Origin of the sequence: Streptomyces sp. NBC_00224, assembly GCF_041435195.1 — a bacterium.
Taxonomy (GTDB): domain Bacteria; phylum Actinomycetota; class Actinomycetes; order Streptomycetales; family Streptomycetaceae; genus Streptomyces.
The window spans coordinates 1,528,535-1,546,252 of the sequence record NZ_CP108106.1; the positions used below are offsets into that span (position 1 = coordinate 1,528,535).

The window sequence follows — 17,718 nt, forward strand, 5'->3', positions numbered from 1 at the left end:
TTGCCTAGTGAAGAAAGTGATAAATTGGCGCGATGGCACTGCGCAACGCCGTTCTCGCCGCGCTCCTGGAGGGCGAGGCTTCCGGGTACGACCTGGCCAAGGGATTCGACGCGTCCGTCGCCAACTTCTGGATGGCGACCCCGCAGCAGCTCTACCGGGAGCTGGAGCGGATGGAGTCCGAGGGGCTGGTCGAGGCGCGGCTCGTGCATCAGGAACGCAGGCCCAACAAGCGTCTGTTCTCGCTCACCGACGCGGGCTGCGCGGCCCTGTACTCCTTCACCGCCGAGCCTCCCCGCCCCAGCGCGATCCGCGACGAACTCCTGGTCAAGGTGCAGGCCGTGGACGCGGGCGACGCCGAAGCCGTACGGGGCGCGGTCGCGGAGCGGCTGGAGTGGGCCCGGGCCAAGCTGGCCCGCTACGAACGGCTGCGGGACCGCCTGCTCGACGGGCGCACCGAGGACGAGTACCTGGCCCTCGCCGAACGCGTCGGTCCCTATCTGACCCTGATGAGGGGCCGCGCGTTCGAGGAGGAGAACATCCGCTGGGCGGAACGGACCCTCGCGATCCTGGACCGGCGTGCGGCCGTGACCAAGTGACCTTGGGCCTCTGACAATTGGGGGCCACGAGTAGGCACCCCCCGCCCTCACCCCGCCACGCGCGCGACCGCCCGAGCCACCGCCCCCGCCCCGTCCTCCGTCGCCATGCGACGCGAGAGCGCGGCGGCGGCGCGGGTGTGGGCCGGGTCGCGTACGGCTCGGTCCAGGGCGTCCGCGAGGCGCGCGGCGGTCAGTCGCCTGAACGGGACCGGGTGCGGGGCCGCACCGAGCGCGGCCAGCCGGGCGGCCCAGAACGGCTGGTCGGCGGTCACCGGCACCGGCACCGCGGGCTTGCCCGCGCGCAGCCCCGCCGCCGTGGTGCCCGCTCCCGCGTGGTGCACCACGGCCGCGACCTGCGGGAAGAGCAGGGCGTGCGGCACTTCGCCGATGGTGAGCACGTCGTCGCCGCAGGCACAGAGGCCGGCCCGGCCGGTCTGGAGGATGCCACGGAGTCCCGCGCGGCGCAGGGCCTCCACGGCGATGGCACCCAGGCGCTCCCCCTCGCCCGCCGCCATGCTGCCGAAGCCGATGAAGACGGGCGGCGGTCCCGCTTGGAGGAAGTCCTCAAGCAGTGACGGAAGTTGGGACTCCGGATCGAGGTGCGGCCACCAGTTGCCCACCGTTTCCAGGCCCTTGCGCCAGTCCCCGGGCTGCGGCACCACGGCGGGGCTGTAGCCGTGCAGTACGGGCCAGGCCGCGGCCTCCTGCCTGCCGCGGGCTTCGCCGGGCGTGGCGGGCGGAAGGCCGAGGCGCGCCCGCAGGTCCGCGACCGCGCCCGCGAAGATCCGGTCGACCATCCGCAGGGAGAACCGCCCCGCCGCGCGGTTGCCCCACGGCCCGAGCGACCTCGCACCCCCGACCACCGGCGCGAACTCCCGGGTGGGGTGTGTCGGTTGGAGATACACGCCGAGGCGGGGTATCCCCGTCGCCTCGCCGATGTGCCAGCCCAGCGGGGCCGTGGTCGTGGAGAGCAGCATCAGGTCGGTGTCCTGGGCCACCACGTCCACCAGGCCGCCCGCCATCTCCCCGACGGACACGCTCGCCGCCCGCATCAGGGCCCGCTTGCCGGCGCCGGGCGCGGCCTGCGTCCGGGGGTCTGCGGGCAGCGGCCGGAACTCCAGTCCGGCGTCCTTCACCAGCGTGGCGAAGGGGTCGGGCGCGGCGAGGGCCACTTCGTGCCCTTCGAGCCGGAGCCGGGCGCCGAGGCCGGTGTACGGGGCGATGTCACCGTACGACCCCGCCGCGGTGATCAGAATCTTCATGACTGCCCTTCGGTGGCTTCGGTACTACCGGCACTACCGGCATGACGTGCCGCATTGGCCTCGATCGCGGTACGCAAGTAGGCGGCCAGGCCGGGCCGTTGCTGCGACGGGGGCACGACCAGCGCGAAGGCGCGCGGGTCACCGGCGAAGTCGTCGCCGATGCGGCGGTGCGTCTCGGGCGGGCAGGGCGTGAACCAGCGGCCGATGTGGGCGCGGTGCTCCTCGGCCAGGTCCATGACCGTCTCACCGTCGGCAGGCTCGCGGCCGTCGAAGGCCTTCAGCAGGTCCTCGCGCCAGGCGGCGGCCTCGGCCATGATGCGGGCCCAGTCGTCCTTGGTGTGCGCGGCAGCGCTGGCCATGGACTGGCGGTAGCCCTCGCTGTCCTGCCACCTGAGCTGCGCCTCGGTGGCGTAACTGAGGTCGAACGCGACCTCCCCGAAGACCTCGAACCGCTCCTGCGGAGTGAGCCGGACGCCCGTTTCCTGCACGGCCATGGCCCGCTCGGCAACCTCCATCATCCGCTGGAGCTTGCCGATCTGCTCGCTCAGCCGCCGGTGCCGGGCGCGCAGTTGGTCCAGGGCGTTGGCCTCCGGGTCCTCCAGGATCGTGCCGATCTCGTCGAGGGAGAACCCGAGCTCCCGGTAGAAGAGGATCTGCTGGAGCCGTGCGAGGTCGGTGTCGCTGTAGAGCCGGTAGCCCGCGGGGCTGCGCTCACTGGGGGTGAGCAGCCCCGCCGTGTCGTAGTGGTGCAGGGTGCGCACGGTGATCCCGGCGAACCCCGAGACCTGGCCGACGGAGTAACTCATCACGGTGCCTTTCGTCGTGCCGCAGCGTGCCGCCTCACGTGGCGTGAGGGTCAAGCCGATCATGCGACGCGATGCGCACGGGCAGGTCACGGCCGCCCGGAGATGCGGGTCGCCGAGCACCTCGACGCGGTACGCCCCGAGAGCGGCGCCCCGGAGACCGAGCGCGCTCAGGGCACCCGGTAGCCCGGAACCGAGGGCCAGCGGACGGTCAGGACGACGGACTCCTCCTCCGCGTGCCAGGAGTGGTCCACCCCTTTGCCCCACACGACGTAGTCGCCCTGCTCCGCCAACGTCACGGTGCGGCCCGGAAGTTCCACCCGGAAGCGGCCGCTGATCAGGACGAGCAGCGCCGTGCGCTCCTCGCCGGTCACCCACCGCGCCCGCTCGTCGCCACGGGGGTGGACGCCCCACTTGATCTCGACGGCGTCGCTGTGCCGTGGATCCCCGGCGTCCTTGAAGTGCCCGAGCAGCCAACCCCGGTCGAGCGCGGCGTCCTTGCCCGCGTTGCCCACGTACACCTCGTCGGCGGGAAGGGCGTCCACGTCGTCGTTCATGGTGTCGACCCTAACCGCCGCCTCAGATGAGCGTGCGGCCGCCGTCCAGTGGCAGGAACGTGCCCGTGACCTTCCTCGACAGGTCGCTGGCCAGCACCACGACCGCATCGGCCACATCCTCCGCCCGGATCGGCTCGGGCAGCGGTGTGCCGGCGGCGACATGGGCGATCAAGGACGCCTGGTGCGGGCCCGCGTTGGCGTCGGTGGGGACGAAGCCGGGGGCGACCGTGTTCACGCGGATGTTGTCGGGGGCCAACTCCCGTGCCAGCGCCCGACCGACCGCGTCCTGGGCGCTCTTGGCCGCCGTGATCTCGACGGGGACGGGATAGGGGTTGTGCGTGGCGGAGGCGCCGATCAGGACGATCGAGCCGCCGCCTTGGCGCCGCATCGCGGGGACGACGGCGTGGCAGCAGGCGAGCGTGGCGTCCAGTTGGGAGGCGACCGCGTCCCGGACCGAGGCGATGCCCTCCGGGGTGTCGATGAAGCTCCCGGCCGCACCCGCCCTGGCGGCGACGGCCTCGGTGCCGACCATGACGTTGCAGACCAGCACGTCCGGCGCGCCCAGCGCCGCCGTGCTCGCCGCCACCACGGCCCGTACCTGTTCCAGGTCGCTCATGTCTCCCGCCACCGCCACGGCCCGGCCGCCGGACTTCTCGATGTCGGCGACCACGCCCGCGGCGGCGTCGGCACTGCGCAGGTAGTTCACGGCCACCGCCGCCCCGTGCGCCCCCAGCGCCCGGGCCACGGCGGCACCGATCCCCCGGCTCGCACCCGTGACCAGAGCCACCCGACCGTCCAGTAACGCCGACGACATGCCCACTCCCCTTCGTATGGCCCTCGCATGGCCCTCGTACGCCCCGACTCCTGGCAGTCCGGCGTCACACTCGCCACTCGTATGACACTTTTGTGTACTTTCAGATGGATCTGAGAAGTCTTCCCCCATGGGCCTGGAATGATCCAACACGGCTGTCCGGCAGCCCGCCCGTCCCCCGTCACGAGACCGGGCGCCGTCTACCCCCTCAGGATGTTCCGCCCATGGCTGTCTTGTGCCGACCTGCCGTCGCCGTGCCCGAGCACGTGATCACGTCAGAGCAGACTCTCGACCTGGTGCGCACCGTTCACGCCGACCATCCCCAGCTCGCGCTCGCGCTGCGCCTGATCGAGAACACCGGAGTGGCCAAACGGCACGTCGTCCAGCCGCTTGAGGACACCCTGCGGCATCCGGGCTTCGAAGTGCGGAACAAGCTGTACGAGGCGGAGGCCAAGGCGCGGGTGCCGCAGGTGGTGCGGCAGGCGCTGGAGACCGCCGAGTTGTCGCCGCGCGACATCGATCTGATCGTCTATGTGTCGTGCACGGGGTTCATGATGCCGTCCCTGACGGCCTGGTTGATCAACAGCATGGGTTTTCGGCCAGAGACCCGCCAGATCCCGATCGCCCAGCTCGGCTGCGCGGCGGGCGGCAGCGCGATCAACCGCGCGCACGACTTCTGCACCGCCTATCCCGAGGCCAACGTACTGATCGTGGCCTGCGAGTTCTGCTCGCTGAGCTATCAGCCGACCGACCTGGGCGTCGGCACGCTGCTGTCCAACGGGCTGTTCGGCGACGCGGTGGCCGCGGCGGTCGTCCGGGGCTCGGGCGGCACCGGCATCCGACTGGAGCGCAACGGCTCGTACCTCGTACCGCAGACCGAGGACTGGATCGCGTACGCGGTGCGCGAGACCGGATTCCACTTCCTGCTCGACAAGCGGGTCCCCGGCACGATGGAGGCGCTGGCACCCGTCCTCAGCCGACTCGCCGACCAGCATGGCTGGAACGCCTCCACCCTGGACTTCTACATCGTCCACGCGGGCGGGCCGCGCATCCTGGACGACCTCTGCAAGTACCTCGGCGTGCCGCCGGAGGCGTTCCGGTTCAGCCGCGCCACGCTCACCGAGTACGGGAACATCGCCAGCGCCGTCGTCCTCGACGCGCTCGGGCGGCTGTTCGACGAGGGCGGTGTGGAGCACCAGGCCAAGGGCCTGATCGCCGGGTTCGGCCCGGGCATCACCGCCGAGGTGGCCCTCGGACACTGGACCGCCGTCCCGGCCGTACCGAAGAAGGCCGCGGCGCCGAAGGAATCGGCCGTGCCGAAGGCCGCCGCACCGAAGGCGGTCGTACCGAAAGCGGTCGTCGTGCCGGACTCGGCCGCCTGTCCCCGCACCCCCCAGCCAGGAGGCGAGAACGCCATGGCCGAACCGCAGATCCACTTCTGGGCGCCGCCGGACCTGCCCGGCCTCGCCTTCGACCCGCTGCTCGCGCGGCTGCTGCACGAGGAGCCGGTCGCCCGGGTGAAGCTGCCCAACGGCGAGGGCCACGCCTGGCTGGCGACCCGCTACGACGACGTGCGGTTCGTCTCCGTGGACCCCCGCTTCAGCCGTCAGGCCGTGATGGGACGCCAGGTCACCAGGCTGGCCCCGCACTTCATCCCGATGGACGGGGCCGTCGGGTTCGCCGACCCGCCGGACCACACCCGGATGCGGCGCGTGGTCGCCAGCGCCTTCACCGCCCGGTCGATGCGCCGGCTCCACGAACACGCCCAGCGGGTGGTGGACCGCCTCCTCGACCGGATGGAGGGCCGGGGCGGGCCGCTCGACCTCATGGCCCACCTCAACCGGCCCTTCCCGCTCGCCATGGTGTGCGCGCTGATGGGGGTGCCGGACGAGGACCAGTCCAGGATGGCGCACTGGTCGGACACCATCATCTCCGCCGCGCGCGGCCGCGAGGCCAGCGAGCGGGCCAAGGCGGAGATGGCCGAATATTTCCGCGATCTCATCGAGCGGCGCAGGGCGGAGCCCGAGGAGGATCTGGCGGGTGTGCTGGCGGGCGCCCTGGAGAACGAGGTGCTCGACCAGGACGAGGCCGTCGGGCTCGCCGTGCTGATCCAGATCGGCGGCGCACACGCCGTGCGCAACAACAGCGCGAACATGGTGTACGCACTGCTCACCCGACCCGGGCACCTGGCCCGGCTGCGCGCCGAGCCGGAGCTCGTCCCGCAGGCCGTGGAGGAGTTGCTGCGCTACATCCCGCACCGCAACGCCGTGGGCCTGTCGCGGATCGCCCTGGAGGACGTCGAGGTGGGCGGGGTGCTGATCCCGGCGGGCGACCCCGTCTACGTCTCGTATCTGACGGCCAACCGCGACCCGCAGGTCTTCGCCGACCCGGAGCAGCTCGACTTCGACCGGACCCACAACCCGCACGTCGCCTTCGGACACGGCCCGCACTACTGCCCCGGCGCCACGCTGGCCCGGATGGAGTCCGAGATCCTGCTGCGCTCGCTGTGGGACCGCTTCCCCGGCCTGCGGCTCGCCGTGCCGGAGGACGAGCTGGTGTGGGAGCGCGGGGCGCTGATCCGCGGGCCCAGGGAACTGCCGGTGCAGTGGTGACGGAGCGTCAGGACCCGTACCGAGAGGAGAGAGCCGTGGACGACGTCGACCCGTACACCCGCCCGACCGACGGCCTGGTGATCCCGCCCGGCGGCGGCCGGACCGTCAGGACCGCCGCCCAGCAGGTGACCTTCAAGGTCACCGGCGCGCACTCGACCGTCGCCTCCACCTTCGAGGTGGTGGTGCCGCCCGGCTTCGACGTCGGCGCGCACGCCCACAGCCGCAGCGAGGAGCTGTTCTACCTGCTGGAGGGCGAGCTGGACGTGATGGCCTTCGAGCCGAAGGTCCGTACCCTCGACGACTGGCGGGAGTGGGAGTCGCCCTCCGGCCGGCGCCACCTCCGGGCGACGGCGGGGACGATGATCCTGGTGCCGCCCGGCTGCCCGCACGCCTTCGCCAACCCGACCGGCCGCCCTGCCAGGATGCTGTTCCAGGCCGCCCCTCCCCCGGACCACGAGCGGTACTTCGAGGAGCTGCTCGAACTGCTCAACAGCGGGGGCGGGATCGACCCGGCGGCGGTGCAGGAGCTGCGTGTGCGGTACGACATCGAGCAGCTCACCCCGCTGCGGCACTCGCCTCCCGTACAGGCCCCGACGGCGGACGCAGCGGCTCCGACGGCGAATGCGCGGGTCACGTCATGAGCGAGGACGTACGTGTCGACGAGCTGCGCCGCCGCACCTCCGGCGAGGCCACCGAGCACTTCTGGCCGGTGGAGCACCTGGAGGCGCTGGAGTTCGACCCGCTGCTGCACCGGCTGCTGCGCGAGGAGCCGGTCGCGCTGGTGCGGATGCGGTTCGGGGACGGGCACGCCTGGCTGGTGACCCGGTACCAGGACATCAAGGAGGTCACCTCGGACTCGCGGTTCAGCCGGGCGCTGACCGTCGACCGGCCGGTGACCAGCATGACCCCGCACGTCGTGGCCCCCGCCGGAGGCATCGGCCGCACCGACCCGCCCGACCACACGCGGCTTCGGCGGCTCCTCGCGCAGACCTTCAACCGCAAGCGGGTCGCGGTGCTCAAGGTGGAGGCGGAGGCGATCGCGGAGCGGCTGGTCGGGGAGATGCTGGCGCAGGGCCCGCCCGCCGACCTCACCGAGTGCGTGACCGGCCCGATGCCGGAGCAGGTGATCGGGAAGCTGCTCGGGGTGCCGGAGTCCGACCTCGGCCGACTCCAGGCCTGGCGGGGCGTCATCCTCTCCAGCGACCACTCCCTGGAGGAGAGCAACGCGGTCAAGGCCGAGATCGCCGGGTACTTCAGGACGCTCGCGGACCATCGCCTCGACCACCCGGGCGACGACCTGTTCAGCGAGCTGTCCCTGGCGCAGGCCGAGGGCGCGCTCAGCCGTCCCGAGCTGATCTCGCTGGCCGTGATGATCGTCCTCAACGCCCTCGACCAGGTCCGCAACCAGTGCTCCACGATGGTGTACACGCTGCTCACGCACCCCGAGCAGCTGGCGCGGCTGCGGGCGGACCCGGAGCTGCTGCCCACCGCCATCGAGGAGTTGCTGCGGTTCATCCCGCAGCGCAACGGCGTGGGGCTGCCCCGGATCGCCACCGAGGACGTCGAGGTGGGCGATGTGCTCATCCGTGCCGGGGAGGCCGTGTACGTCTCCTATCTGGCCGCCAACCGCGACCCGGAGGTCTTCACCGACCCGGACCGCTTCGAGTTGACCCGCGACGAGTCCCCCAACCTCTCCTTCGGGCACGGCGCGCACTACTGCCTCGGGGCGGCGGTGACCCGGATGGAGTCGGAGGTGATCCTGTCCACGCTGCTGCGCATGGCCCCGGAGCTGCGGCTGGCGATCGAGCCGGAGCAGGTGCGGTGGCGCCGGGGCTCGATCAACCGGGGCCCGGAGACGCTGCCGCTTGCCTGGTGAGGAACGGGGGCGGGATCGTACGGGGATGACCTCTCTCCGGCACGACTTCCTCGCCCTGGCGGGCTCGGTCCCGGACCTGCTGCGCGACCCGGCGGTCGCCGCCGCGTGGCCGGGGCCGAGCGCGCTCGCGGAATTCAGCGTGGGCGGTCTGGCGGGCCATCTCGCCTACCAGGTCCTGTCGATCCCGCCCGCGCTGGCCGCACCCGTACCGCCCGAACCCACGGTCCCGCTGCTCGGGCACTACGAGCGGGTGGAGTGGATCGGGGCGGGACTCGACGACGAGATCAACGTACGGATCCGGCAGGGCGGCGAGAGCACGGCCGCCGACGGGCCCGAGGCGCTCGCGGACCGGGTGGACGCGGCCGTCACCGAACTCGCGGACACGCTGGCCTCGGCGGAGAACCGGCCGGTCCGCATCCCGCTCTGGGGCCCGTGGTCACTGCTGCTCGACGACTTCCTGACCACTCGGATGATGGAAATCGCGGTGCACGGCGACGACTTGGCGGTGAGCGCGGGCATCGCCCCGCCGCGGCTCGCGCCGAGCGCCGTCGAGACCGTCGTCGATCTGCTCTCGCGCCTGGCCGTGCGGCGCCACGGCCAGGCGGCGGTCCTACGGGCGCTGAGCCGTGCGGAGCGGGCGCCCCGCACGATCGCCGCGTTCTGAGGCCCCCCTACAGCCCGAGCTCCGGGGCCACCGCGCTGACCTTGGTGAACACGGAGAGCGGGTACTGGGTGTCGCAGTACTTGTTGCCGGTCGAGACGATGCCGATCAGCTTGCCGTCCGCGACCAGCGGGCCGCCCGAGTCCCCGGAGCAGATGCTGTCGGTGGTGCCGGTGCGCGGCAGTCCGCAGACCCGGAGGTCGCGCGTGTCGCCGGGGTCGGTGAACGGGGCGCAGGAGTCCTGCGGGGCGAGCGTGAGCGTGGCCTGCTTGAGCTTGCCGCCGAGGACACCGGGGCCGGTCATGCCCCACCCGTACACGGTGGCCGTACGGCCGTTGCGGTACAGCGCGGTGTCCGTCTTCTTCGCGAGCGGCAGCGGCTTGTACGGGAGGGGCTTGTCCAGGGTGATGACGGCCGCGTCGTGATCCAGGTTCCAGTTGAAATCGGGGGCGACCTTGAACTTGGCGATATGGCGCACCTGTCCGCCCGTGGAGGACAGGTCGGACCGGCCACCGACCACGAGCAGCGACTTGGGGTCCGCCGCGTTCATCAGACAGTGCCCCGCGGTCAGGACCTTGTCCGGGGCGATCAGCGTGCCACCGCACCACTGCGACCCGTCGGGGTTCTCCAGCACCACCGCGAACGACGGCGAACCGCTCACGGTCTTCCCTCCGTGCACGGCGGAGGCCGGAACGGCGCCCGCCGCCACCAGCCCGGCGGCGGCCACGACCGCACCCACAACGGCCCGGCTCGTCTTCTTCGACATCATGTTCTCGCATTCGTCAGGGAGGAAGCGGGGCCGACCGACCCCGCGACCACACACTCGCCGCCCACCCGTCCCACCTGCCAGCTCCCACGGCGAGTTGGGGACGCTGGAACGTTCCTACCGCCCTGACCTGCACGAACACCGTTTCCTGGAACACGGAACTGGGACGGGTGCCGCGGGTCCCGCCCGCGCGGACTTCTTCACCGGCTCGGTCCCCCTTCGTCCCGATTCGGTGACCGCGCCCCTGGAGTCCGTTGTGTGGCGGTACGGTCCCCGTGCGTACCAGACCTCCGGGGGGAATCCATGCGCAAGACCCTGCTCGCCGCCGCTACCGCCACCGCCGTCGCCTGCCTCTCACTGACGGCCTGCCAGAACGACTCCGGCGCCAAGTCGCCGTCCGGCCAGGCACCCACCACCCAGGCGCCCAGCACGCAGCCGCCCACGACCGCGCCCACCGACGCGCCCGGCGGCGGCGCCGGCAGCGACCCCACGTCCGGCACGGTCGCGCAGGCGCTGGGCGAGCCGTCGCGGACGGTGGGCGCCAACACCGTGGGCATCCTGGAGATCACGCCGATGACCGTCGTGTACCTCAAGGACGCGGGCGGGCAGAGCTCGAAGTACGGCACGTTCGCCGTCGTGACCATGGACGAGAAGTCGCTCAGCGCCAACCCGGCCGCCGAGACCGCGCTCGCCAAGGGCGGCGGCTGGCACTGGATCGCGCCGAACGGCACGCTCATCGCGGAGGGCGCGGGCAACGCCGCCCGGGTCGCCCTCGGCAAGTACCAGCACTCCGGCGCCATCGAGCCCGGCGCCCACCAGCTGCGCGCCAAGGTCTTCGACCTCACCCCCGCCCAGGCCGGGGGCGGCAGGCTGATCTACACGGACGGAACGGAGTCCTCCGACCGCTGGAGCATTCCCGCCAAGGACTCCGGCCCCCAAGTCACGGACGTCAAGGCCGAGTTGAATCACTGAGCGTCTGACAAGGTGTCCGCTCCACGGATACCTTGTGCGGGCGAATCCGTATGGACGGTCCGGGACGGGGTGCGATGGCGATACGTGGGGCGCGCGGCCGTGCCTGGCTGATAGGTGGCGCGGGCGCGGCCGCGGTGGGCGCGGTCCTGCTCTGGGCCCCGGGCGGAGCCCTGTCGTGGTCCGGCGGAGTGGCGGCCGCGGCCGCCGCCGCGTATCTGAGCCAGGACCTGCCCCGGCAGTTCAGCGACCGGCTGGCGCGGCGCCGGGGCCGGCAGGACTCAGGCACCACGATCCCGGTCCTCGTCTCGACGCGGATCAGGAACCAGGACCTGGTGGTCCTCGACGACGGTGGCCGGACCGTCGAGATCCCGGCGAGCGGGCACACGGTCCGGCTGGTCGCGACCGGGGCCGGACCCCTTCCCGTGGTGCTCACGGACCTGCGCGTCGAGGTGATCGCGCGGGCGGACCGCTCCGGGGACCTCTCCCGGCACGCGGCGGAGGTCCCGCTGCGGCGGTTCGAGGTGCTGCTCGACGCACGGCCGCCGCGCGTACGTCCGCTTTCCAGCAGCGACTTCCCCTACCAAGTCGGCCAGGACGAGGTGGAGGTGCTGGACCTGGAGGTCAGGACCGAGGCCGGGGACGTCGAGTGGGTGCTGTGGCTCGACTGGTCCTGCGGGGGCCGGACCGGGAGCGTCCGGGTGGACCTCGGCGGCCGCCCGTTCCGGACCGCCGCCCGCCACGCCCGTCCGGCCCGCTGATGGCGTCGGCACCCGCGCTGCGCGGCGCGGCCCTCACCACCCTTGTCCCGCTCGTCCTGGGCGGCGCGGTCCTGCTCGCGGGCGGAACCCACGCCTGGCCCGCGTGGGCGGCCGTCGTCGCGGTGTCCGTCATCTCGGGAGCTCTGGCCCTGCGGCGGACCGCGCCACCGAAGCTCCCGGCCACGCCCGCCCGGCCCGCCCGGCCCGCCCCCGACGAGAGCGGCTCGGCGATGTACGCGATGCAGCGGCCCGTCCGAGGAGTGCTCACTAACGGGCTTCCCGACAACGTGCCGTACACCCTCAAGGTGACGACGCGCAGCCACCTCGCGGTGATCGGACCGCCCGGTTCGGGGACCGGCTCCGAGGCGGTGCACATCCCGCTCACCGGCCACAACCTGGTGTTCTCGCTGACCGCCGACGGGCCGTGCGACGTCACTCTGGTACGCCTGGAGGCCCGGGCCACCCAGCACGCCTCGATCGTCGCGGACGGCATCAGCATGGCCCACCGCCGGGTGCCGGACATGGTGTACAGCCCCGACCTGCTGGAGTCGATCCAGCGCTCGGTGGACGCGTTCGAGCCGCTGAAGCGGCCGGACTTCGAGGTCCGGCTCGACGACGGGCCGGCAACCGTGCGCCCTGTCGGCGAGGACGCGCCGTCGCTCCCGCTGACCGTCCCCGGGGGCGAGAGCGCCACCCTGGTCCTGGCCCCCGTCACCGAGTCCGGCGCCTGGGTGCACTGGCGGCTGGAGGCCGAGATCGCGTGCGACGGCCGTACGCACACCCCGAGCTGGGACCTGACCGTCACCGCCACGACCGGTATGTCGGCCTACCATCCGGGCGGCGGCCGAACCAGCACGCCCGCGCACGAACTCTTCCCGGACCACTGGGACCCGTCCGCCCCGGACGGCGAGCCCGGACAGGACCCCTCGAAGCAGCGCTTCGAGGTCGCCGCCCATATCGCGGCCGACGGCGCCGGCGTCATGCGCGGCCCCGCGCGGCCCGCCCCGGATCTGGAGCCCCGCGAAAGCCTGCGCCAACGCGAGGCGGGCGACCGGCACCGGGCGGCAGGCCGGGTGCGCGAGGCGGCGGACGCCTACCGGGCCGCGGCCGAGGCGGGCAGCGGCCAGGCCGCCTTCGCATTGGGCCAGCTGCTGCACGAGCAGGGCGACCTCGCGGGCGCGGAGCACTGGTACGGGGTCGCGGCCGAGCGCCGCGTCGCGGTGTCCTTCAACAACCTGGGCATGGTGGCGCTCCAGCGCGGCGAGGCGGCCGAGGCCGAGCGGTGGTACCGGCGGGCCATGGACGAGGGCGACTGGACAGCGGCCGACGGACTCGGCGCGCTCCTCGCCGGACGGGGTGACACCGCCCAGGCCGAGACGCTGTGGAGACTCGCCGCCGACAACGGGCAGCCCAACGCGGCACAGAACCTCGCGGTCCTGCTCAACCGGCAGGGGCGCACCGCCGAGGCGGAGGAGCTGTGGGCCCGCGCGGCCCGGGAGGGCAACACCGAGGCCGCGGTCCACCTCGGCTTCCTGCGGCACGAGGCCGGGGACCTCAAGGAGGCCGAGCGCTGGTGGCGCGAGTCCGCCGAGCGGGGCAACAGCCGGGGCGCCTACTACTTCGGCGTGCTCCTGGCCCGGGCCGACCGCACCGACGAGGCCGAGCACTGGTGGCGGCTGGCCGCCGGGCGGCTCGGCGACCCGGAGGATTTCACCGGCTCCCGGATCAGCGAGGAGGGGTTCAGCTACACGCTCGGCACCGCCGCCGACTCGGGCGAGGCGCTCTCCGCGTACCAACTGGCCTGCCTCCTGGACGAGAAGGGCGACCGGGCGGGGGCCGAGCGCTGGTGGACCGCCGCCGCCCGGGCCGGTCACATCGAGGCGGTGCTGCGGATCGCGCAGGTGGCCATGAACGACCACGACGACCTCGACGGCTGTCTGCACTGGCTGCGGCTCGCCGTCGAGGACGAGCGGACCCCGGTGGAGCGGCTGCGCACGGCGGCGGACGCGCTGCACCGCCTCGCGGGCGGGCTGTACGACCGGACGCGCCCCGACAACCCGGACGCGCTCGCGGCCTGCGCGCTGGCGGTCGACGCCTACGAGCGGCTGCACGGCCAGGACGCGGCGGCCTACGCGCAGCCGTACGGCCTGGTGCTGGCGGACTCCGCCCGTCTCCACCGGGAGGCGGGAGAGGCCGTGGCGGCCGACGCGGCCGACCGGCGGCTGAGGGCGCTCGGGCTGCCGCCCCGCTGACAAGGGCGGCTCAATCCAACTGCCTGCCCGGTGAGTTGGCTTGTCCGTCCGGCTCGCTGGGAATGGCCCTATCGTTCCGCTGTGCACCAGCGAGGAGGGGCGTGTGGACAAGGACGAGGAGCGGCGGTTACGGGCCATCGCGCCGGACATCACCCGCGTCACCATCGACCTGCTGAGGACGGTCGTCGGCCTCGAACCGGCGGAGCGGGTGCCCGAGGAGGCGCTGCGGGCGGCCGACGCGGTGCTGGCGAAGTACGGCTCCGACGGGCTGCGGGTGCTCATCATGAGCATGGCGGGGTGGACGGCGGTCGGTATCGAGTCGAACGCGCATCTGACCGGCAAGACCCACGAGGCGTACCTCGACGAGATGGAGCTCACCTGCTGGGAAGCCAACCCCGACGGCTGACGCGGACGCAAAGGGTGCCCGAAGAGCGGGTTTGCCGGACGGGATGTCAGGATGGGGGCATGACGACCAAGGTCTACTTCGACATCACCATCAACGACGAGCCCGCCGGGCGGATCAACTTCAACCTGTTCGACGACGTGGTTCCCAAGACGGCGGAGAACTTCCGCGCGCTCGCCACGGGCGAGAAGGGCTTCGGCTTCGCCGGCTCCTCCTTCCACCGTGTGATCCCCGAGTTCATGCTCCAGGGCGGCGACTTCACCCGGGGCGACGGCACCGGCGGCAAGAGCATCTACGGCGAGAAGTTCGCCGACGAGAACTTCAAGCTCAAGCACGACCGGCCGGGCCTGCTGTCCATGGCCAACGCCGGCCCGAACAGCAACGGCTCGCAGTTCTTCGTCACCACCATCGTGACCGGCTGGCTGGACGGCAAGCACGTCGTCTTCGGCGAGGTCGCGGACGAGGACAGCATGAAGCTCGTGAAGAAGATCGAGGGCCTCGGCTCGCAGAGCGGCAAGACCAAGGCGAAGATCACCATCGCCTCGTCCGGCCAGCTCTGACGGTCCCCTTCCGTCTGCTGTCCGCCGACGGCGGTCCGAGGGGCACACGTCCTGCGTGAGCCCCTCGGCGCCCGGCGCGGCCCGCGCCACCCGAGTGGGCGATCCCGGTCCCGCGTGATCGGTGTTTGACTCGACGGCATGATCATTCGTACGCGCGTCCACACCGCCGGTCGTACGCGCGCCCACACCGCCGGTGTCGCGGCGGCCGCGGCGCTGCTCGGCCTTCTGGGCGCCGGGCCCGTCGCCGCCGACCCCGTCCCCGTGCCCACCCCGGTGACCGCGGCAGCGCCCGCGCCCGTCCTCGCCGCACAGGACCAGGTCGAGGCGTTCTTCATCGCCTACCGCAACGCGCGCCTCGGCACGACCGAGGACGCGACCCCGGCCGAGGTGCGGACCAGGTTCCTCACCAAGGAGCTGAACCAGGCGCTCGACGCGTGGGCGGCCGCGCACACCGGCCAGGACCCGGTGTTCCGCGCCCCGAACGTCCCCTCCACGTGGACGTTCACCTCCTCCGGTGCGGACGGGGCGAACGTCGTCGTCACCCAGAAGTGGGGCGACGGCACCACCGCGGACGTCGCGTACACCGTCCGGCCGGGCGACCTCATGATCACCGCGATCGCGGACCCACCCGCCACCGCCTGATCCCCGGGCCGCTGGTTTCACCGGCCGCCCCGCCGGGGAGAGTCCGGCATGAATCCAAGGCCCCGGTCCAGGTCCTCGCTGCGCCGACGCGCGGGCGCGCTCCCCGTACTGCCCCTCGCCGCCGCCCTGCTCACCTCAACCGTCGCGCTCTACATGGCACTTGTGGCGTTCGGGAACATCACCGACTTCGACACCAACCGCGCCTTCGTCCGCCATGTCCTGGCCATGGACACGACGTTCAAGGACCCGGACCTCATGTGGCGGGCCGTCGGGTCGACGACGCTCCAGGACATCGCGTACGTCCTGATCATCGCCTGGGAGACGGTCGCCGCGCTGGTGCTCGTCGCGGCGGGCGTCGGGTGGGCGCGGGCGCTGCGGGGTGGCGGTGGCTTCGCCCGGGCGCGGCGGCTGAGCACGGCGGGGCTGCTGATGGTGCTGCTGCTCTTCGGCGCCGGGTTCATCGCCATCGGGGGCGAGTGGTTCGCGATGTGGCAGTCCAAGGCGTGGAACGGCCTGGACGCGGCGATGCGCGACTTCATGCTGGCCGCGTTCACCCTGCTCATCGTCCACCTTCCCGGGGTCGAGGAGCGGGGCGGCGGCTGACCCGGCGGGCCGTCAGCCCGCCGCTCCCCGCTCCACCCGCGCCGCCGCCCGCGTGATGTTCCGCGCCATCCCTCCGAACACCACGGCGTGGAACGGCGACACGCTCCACCAGTACGCGTGCCCGAGCAGCCCGTGCGGATGGAACAGGGCGCGCTGGTGGTAGCGGGTGCGGCCGTCGGGCTCGCGCTCCGCGTACATCTCCAGCCAGGCGAGCCCCGGCAGCCGCATCTCGGCGCGCAGGCGCAGCAGATGCGGCCGGGTGATCTCCTCCACACGCCAGAAGTCCAGCGAGTCCCCCACCCTCAGCCGTGCGGCGTCCCGGCGGCCCCGGCGCAGTCCCACCCCGCCGGTGAGCCGGTCCAGCCAGCCGCGCACGGCCCAGGCCAGCGGGAAGGAGTACCAGCCGTTCTCCCCTCCAATGCCCTCGATGACCTGCCACAGCGCCTCCGGCGACGCGTCCACGACGCGCTCGCGGCGGTCGGTGTAGAGGCTGCCGCCCGCCCAGTCGGGGTCGGTGGGCAGCGGGTCGCTGGGGGCGCCGGGGAGCGCGGCCGAGGACCAGCGGGTGGCCACGTTGGCCTCCTTGATCCGGCGCAGGGCGAGCTCGATCGCCTCGTCGAAGCCGATCGGCGTGCCGGGCGGGTCGGGCACATGGCGCGCGATGTCGTGCTCGTGGCAGACCACTTCATGGCGCAGCGACTCCGCGAGCGGTCGCGCTAGCGCCCTGGGGACCGGGGTGACCATGCCGATCCAGTGGCTCGACGGCCGTGGCGGCAGCATCGGCACCTTCAGGATCAGCCGGTGCGGCAGCCCCGCCACGGCCGCGTACCGCCGCATCATCTGCTCGTACGTGAACGCCTCGGGGCCGCCGATGTCGAACGTCCGGTTGACGTCGGCGGGCATCCGGGCACTGCCGACGAGATACCGCAGCACATCCCGTACGGCGATCGGCTGGATCCGATTGGACAGCCAGCTCGGGGTGATCATCACCGGTAGCCGCTCGGTCAGATGCCGCAGTATTTCGAACGAGGCCGATCCGGAGCCGATGATGACGGCGGCGCGCAGCACGGTCGTCGGCACGGCCGAGTCGAGGAGGATCCGGCCGACCTCGGCGCGGGAGCGCAGATGCGGGGACAGGTCCTCCTGCGGCACGCCCACGGGTGTGAGGCCGCCGAGGTAGACGATCCGCCGGACCCCGGCCGCCGCCGCCTGCTCGGCGAAGATCCGGGCGGCCGAGCGGTCGGTCTCCTCGAAGCCCGGCCCGGCGCCGAGCGAGTGCACCAGGTAGTACGCCACGTCCACGCCCCGCAGCGCCGCCCCGACCGACTCCGCGTCCGTCACATCGCCGCGCACGGTCTCCACACGCCCGGCCCACGGGTGGTCGCGCAGCTTGCGCGGCGTACGGGCCAGACAGCGCACCCGGTAGTTCGCGTCGAGGAGCTCGGGCACCAGTCGGCCGCCGATGTAGCCGGTCGCGCCGGTCACCAGGACGAGTTCCGGGGTGCCGTCGCTCTTCATACCCGCCTCCGCGGCTCGCCGTGCCATCGAGCAACGATCTCCCGCGCGCACCGCTTCCCGGCGGCA

Annotated in this window: 18 protein-coding genes and 1 pseudogene; 13 read left to right on the plus strand and 6 right to left on the minus strand. The window is 72.7% G+C overall.

Annotated elements, in window-relative coordinates:
• Nucleotides 1-32 precede the first annotated feature (32 nt).
• The gene (locus OG965_RS06815) at nt 33-596 is read left to right on the plus strand and encodes a PadR family transcriptional regulator (RefSeq protein WP_371650172.1); all 564 of its coding nucleotides are present in this window, start codon (nt 33-35) and stop codon (nt 594-596) included.
• 47 nt (nt 597-643) lie between these two features.
• Here OG965_RS06815 and OG965_RS06820 read toward each other — a convergent pair whose 3' ends face one another.
• The 4 genes from OG965_RS06820 to OG965_RS06835 form a co-directional block, all read right to left on the minus strand.
• Nucleotides 644-1,858, minus strand: a complete 1,215-nt coding sequence (locus OG965_RS06820) for a glycosyltransferase (protein WP_371650174.1) — start codon at nt 1,856-1,858, stop codon at nt 644-646.
• Nucleotides 1,855-2,664: a MerR family transcriptional regulator gene (locus OG965_RS06825; protein WP_371650176.1), complete on the minus strand. Its 810-nt coding sequence runs from the start codon at nt 2,662-2,664 to the stop codon at nt 1,855-1,857. Before OG965_RS06825 ends, OG965_RS06820 begins: the two co-directional genes overlap by 4 nt.
• A gap of 167 nt (nt 2,665-2,831) precedes the next feature.
• Nucleotides 2,832-3,218: a signal peptidase I gene (locus OG965_RS06830; protein ID WP_371650178.1), complete on the minus strand. Its 387-nt coding sequence runs from the start codon at nt 3,216-3,218 to the stop codon at nt 2,832-2,834.
• A 22-nt stretch (nt 3,219-3,240) separates the two neighbouring features.
• Nucleotides 3,241-4,032: an SDR family NAD(P)-dependent oxidoreductase gene (locus OG965_RS06835; protein ID WP_371650180.1), complete on the minus strand. Its 792-nt coding sequence runs from the start codon at nt 4,030-4,032 to the stop codon at nt 3,241-3,243.
• A 221-nt stretch (nt 4,033-4,253) separates the two neighbouring features.
• On the opposite strand from OG965_RS06835, the pseudogene OG965_RS06840 reads away from it, so the two are divergent.
• The 5 genes and pseudogenes from OG965_RS06840 to OG965_RS06860 form a co-directional block, all read left to right on the plus strand.
• Nucleotides 4,254-5,315: pseudogene (locus OG965_RS06840) on the plus strand (type III polyketide synthase); the annotation flags it as partial.
• A gap of 129 nt (nt 5,316-5,444) precedes the next feature.
• Nucleotides 5,445-6,641: a cytochrome P450 gene (locus OG965_RS06845; RefSeq protein ID WP_371656865.1), complete on the plus strand. Its 1,197-nt coding sequence runs from the start codon at nt 5,445-5,447 to the stop codon at nt 6,639-6,641.
• Between the two features lie 35 nt (nt 6,642-6,676).
• On the plus strand, nt 6,677-7,282 hold the full coding sequence (locus OG965_RS06850) for a cupin domain-containing protein (RefSeq protein ID WP_371650182.1): 606 nt from the start codon (nt 6,677-6,679) through the stop codon (nt 7,280-7,282).
• Nucleotides 7,279-8,517, plus strand: coding sequence for a cytochrome P450 (locus tag OG965_RS06855; RefSeq protein WP_371650183.1), 1,239 nt, complete (start codon nt 7,279-7,281; stop codon nt 8,515-8,517). Before OG965_RS06850 ends, OG965_RS06855 begins: the two co-directional genes overlap by 4 nt.
• Nucleotides 8,518-8,542: 25 nt before the next feature.
• Complete coding sequence (locus tag OG965_RS06860; protein ID WP_371650185.1) at nt 8,543-9,181, plus strand: maleylpyruvate isomerase N-terminal domain-containing protein; 639 nt, start codon at nt 8,543-8,545, stop codon at nt 9,179-9,181.
• A gap of 7 nt (nt 9,182-9,188) precedes the next feature.
• Here OG965_RS06860 and OG965_RS06865 read toward each other — a convergent pair whose 3' ends face one another.
• Entirely contained in the window at nt 9,189-9,947 is a 759-nt protein-coding gene (locus OG965_RS06865; RefSeq protein ID WP_371650186.1) for a trypsin-like serine protease, read from the minus strand.
• A 300-nt stretch (nt 9,948-10,247) separates the two neighbouring features.
• Between OG965_RS06865 and OG965_RS06870 the strand changes: the two genes are divergently transcribed.
• From OG965_RS06870 to OG965_RS06900, 7 genes are all read left to right on the plus strand, one after another.
• Nucleotides 10,248-10,916, plus strand: a complete 669-nt coding sequence (locus OG965_RS06870; RefSeq protein ID WP_371650188.1) for a hypothetical protein — start codon at nt 10,248-10,250, stop codon at nt 10,914-10,916.
• A gap of 74 nt (nt 10,917-10,990) precedes the next feature.
• Nucleotides 10,991-11,674 (plus strand): hypothetical protein, encoded by a 684-nt coding sequence (locus OG965_RS06875; RefSeq protein ID WP_371650190.1) that lies wholly within the window; start codon nt 10,991-10,993, stop codon nt 11,672-11,674.
• Nucleotides 11,674-13,926: a tetratricopeptide repeat protein gene (locus OG965_RS06880; RefSeq protein WP_371650192.1), complete on the plus strand. Its 2,253-nt coding sequence runs from the start codon at nt 11,674-11,676 to the stop codon at nt 13,924-13,926. The genes OG965_RS06875 and OG965_RS06880 overlap by 1 nt, the downstream gene beginning before the upstream one ends.
• Nucleotides 13,927-14,029: 103 nt before the next feature.
• Nucleotides 14,030-14,332 carry a hypothetical protein gene (locus OG965_RS06885; protein WP_371650194.1) on the plus strand — a complete coding sequence of 101 codons (303 nt, stop codon included), beginning with the start codon at nt 14,030-14,032 and terminating at the stop codon, nt 14,330-14,332.
• 59 nt (nt 14,333-14,391) lie between these two features.
• Entirely contained in the window at nt 14,392-14,889 is a 498-nt protein-coding gene (locus OG965_RS06890; RefSeq protein WP_371650197.1) for a peptidylprolyl isomerase, read from the plus strand.
• A 138-nt stretch (nt 14,890-15,027) separates the two neighbouring features.
• The gene (locus tag OG965_RS06895) at nt 15,028-15,531 is read left to right on the plus strand and encodes a hypothetical protein (RefSeq protein WP_371650199.1); all 504 of its coding nucleotides are present in this window, start codon (nt 15,028-15,030) and stop codon (nt 15,529-15,531) included.
• A 48-nt stretch (nt 15,532-15,579) separates the two neighbouring features.
• A complete protein-coding gene (locus OG965_RS06900; RefSeq protein WP_371650201.1) occupies nt 15,580-16,134 on the plus strand; it encodes a DUF2165 domain-containing protein in 555 nt (184 codons plus the stop codon).
• Between the two features lie 12 nt (nt 16,135-16,146).
• Here the strand turns inward: OG965_RS06900 and OG965_RS06905 are convergent, their stop codons facing one another.
• Nucleotides 16,147-17,679 (minus strand): SDR family oxidoreductase, encoded by a 1,533-nt coding sequence (locus OG965_RS06905; RefSeq protein ID WP_371650203.1) that lies wholly within the window; start codon nt 17,677-17,679, stop codon nt 16,147-16,149.
• Between the last annotated feature and the right edge of the window lie 39 nt (nt 17,680-17,718).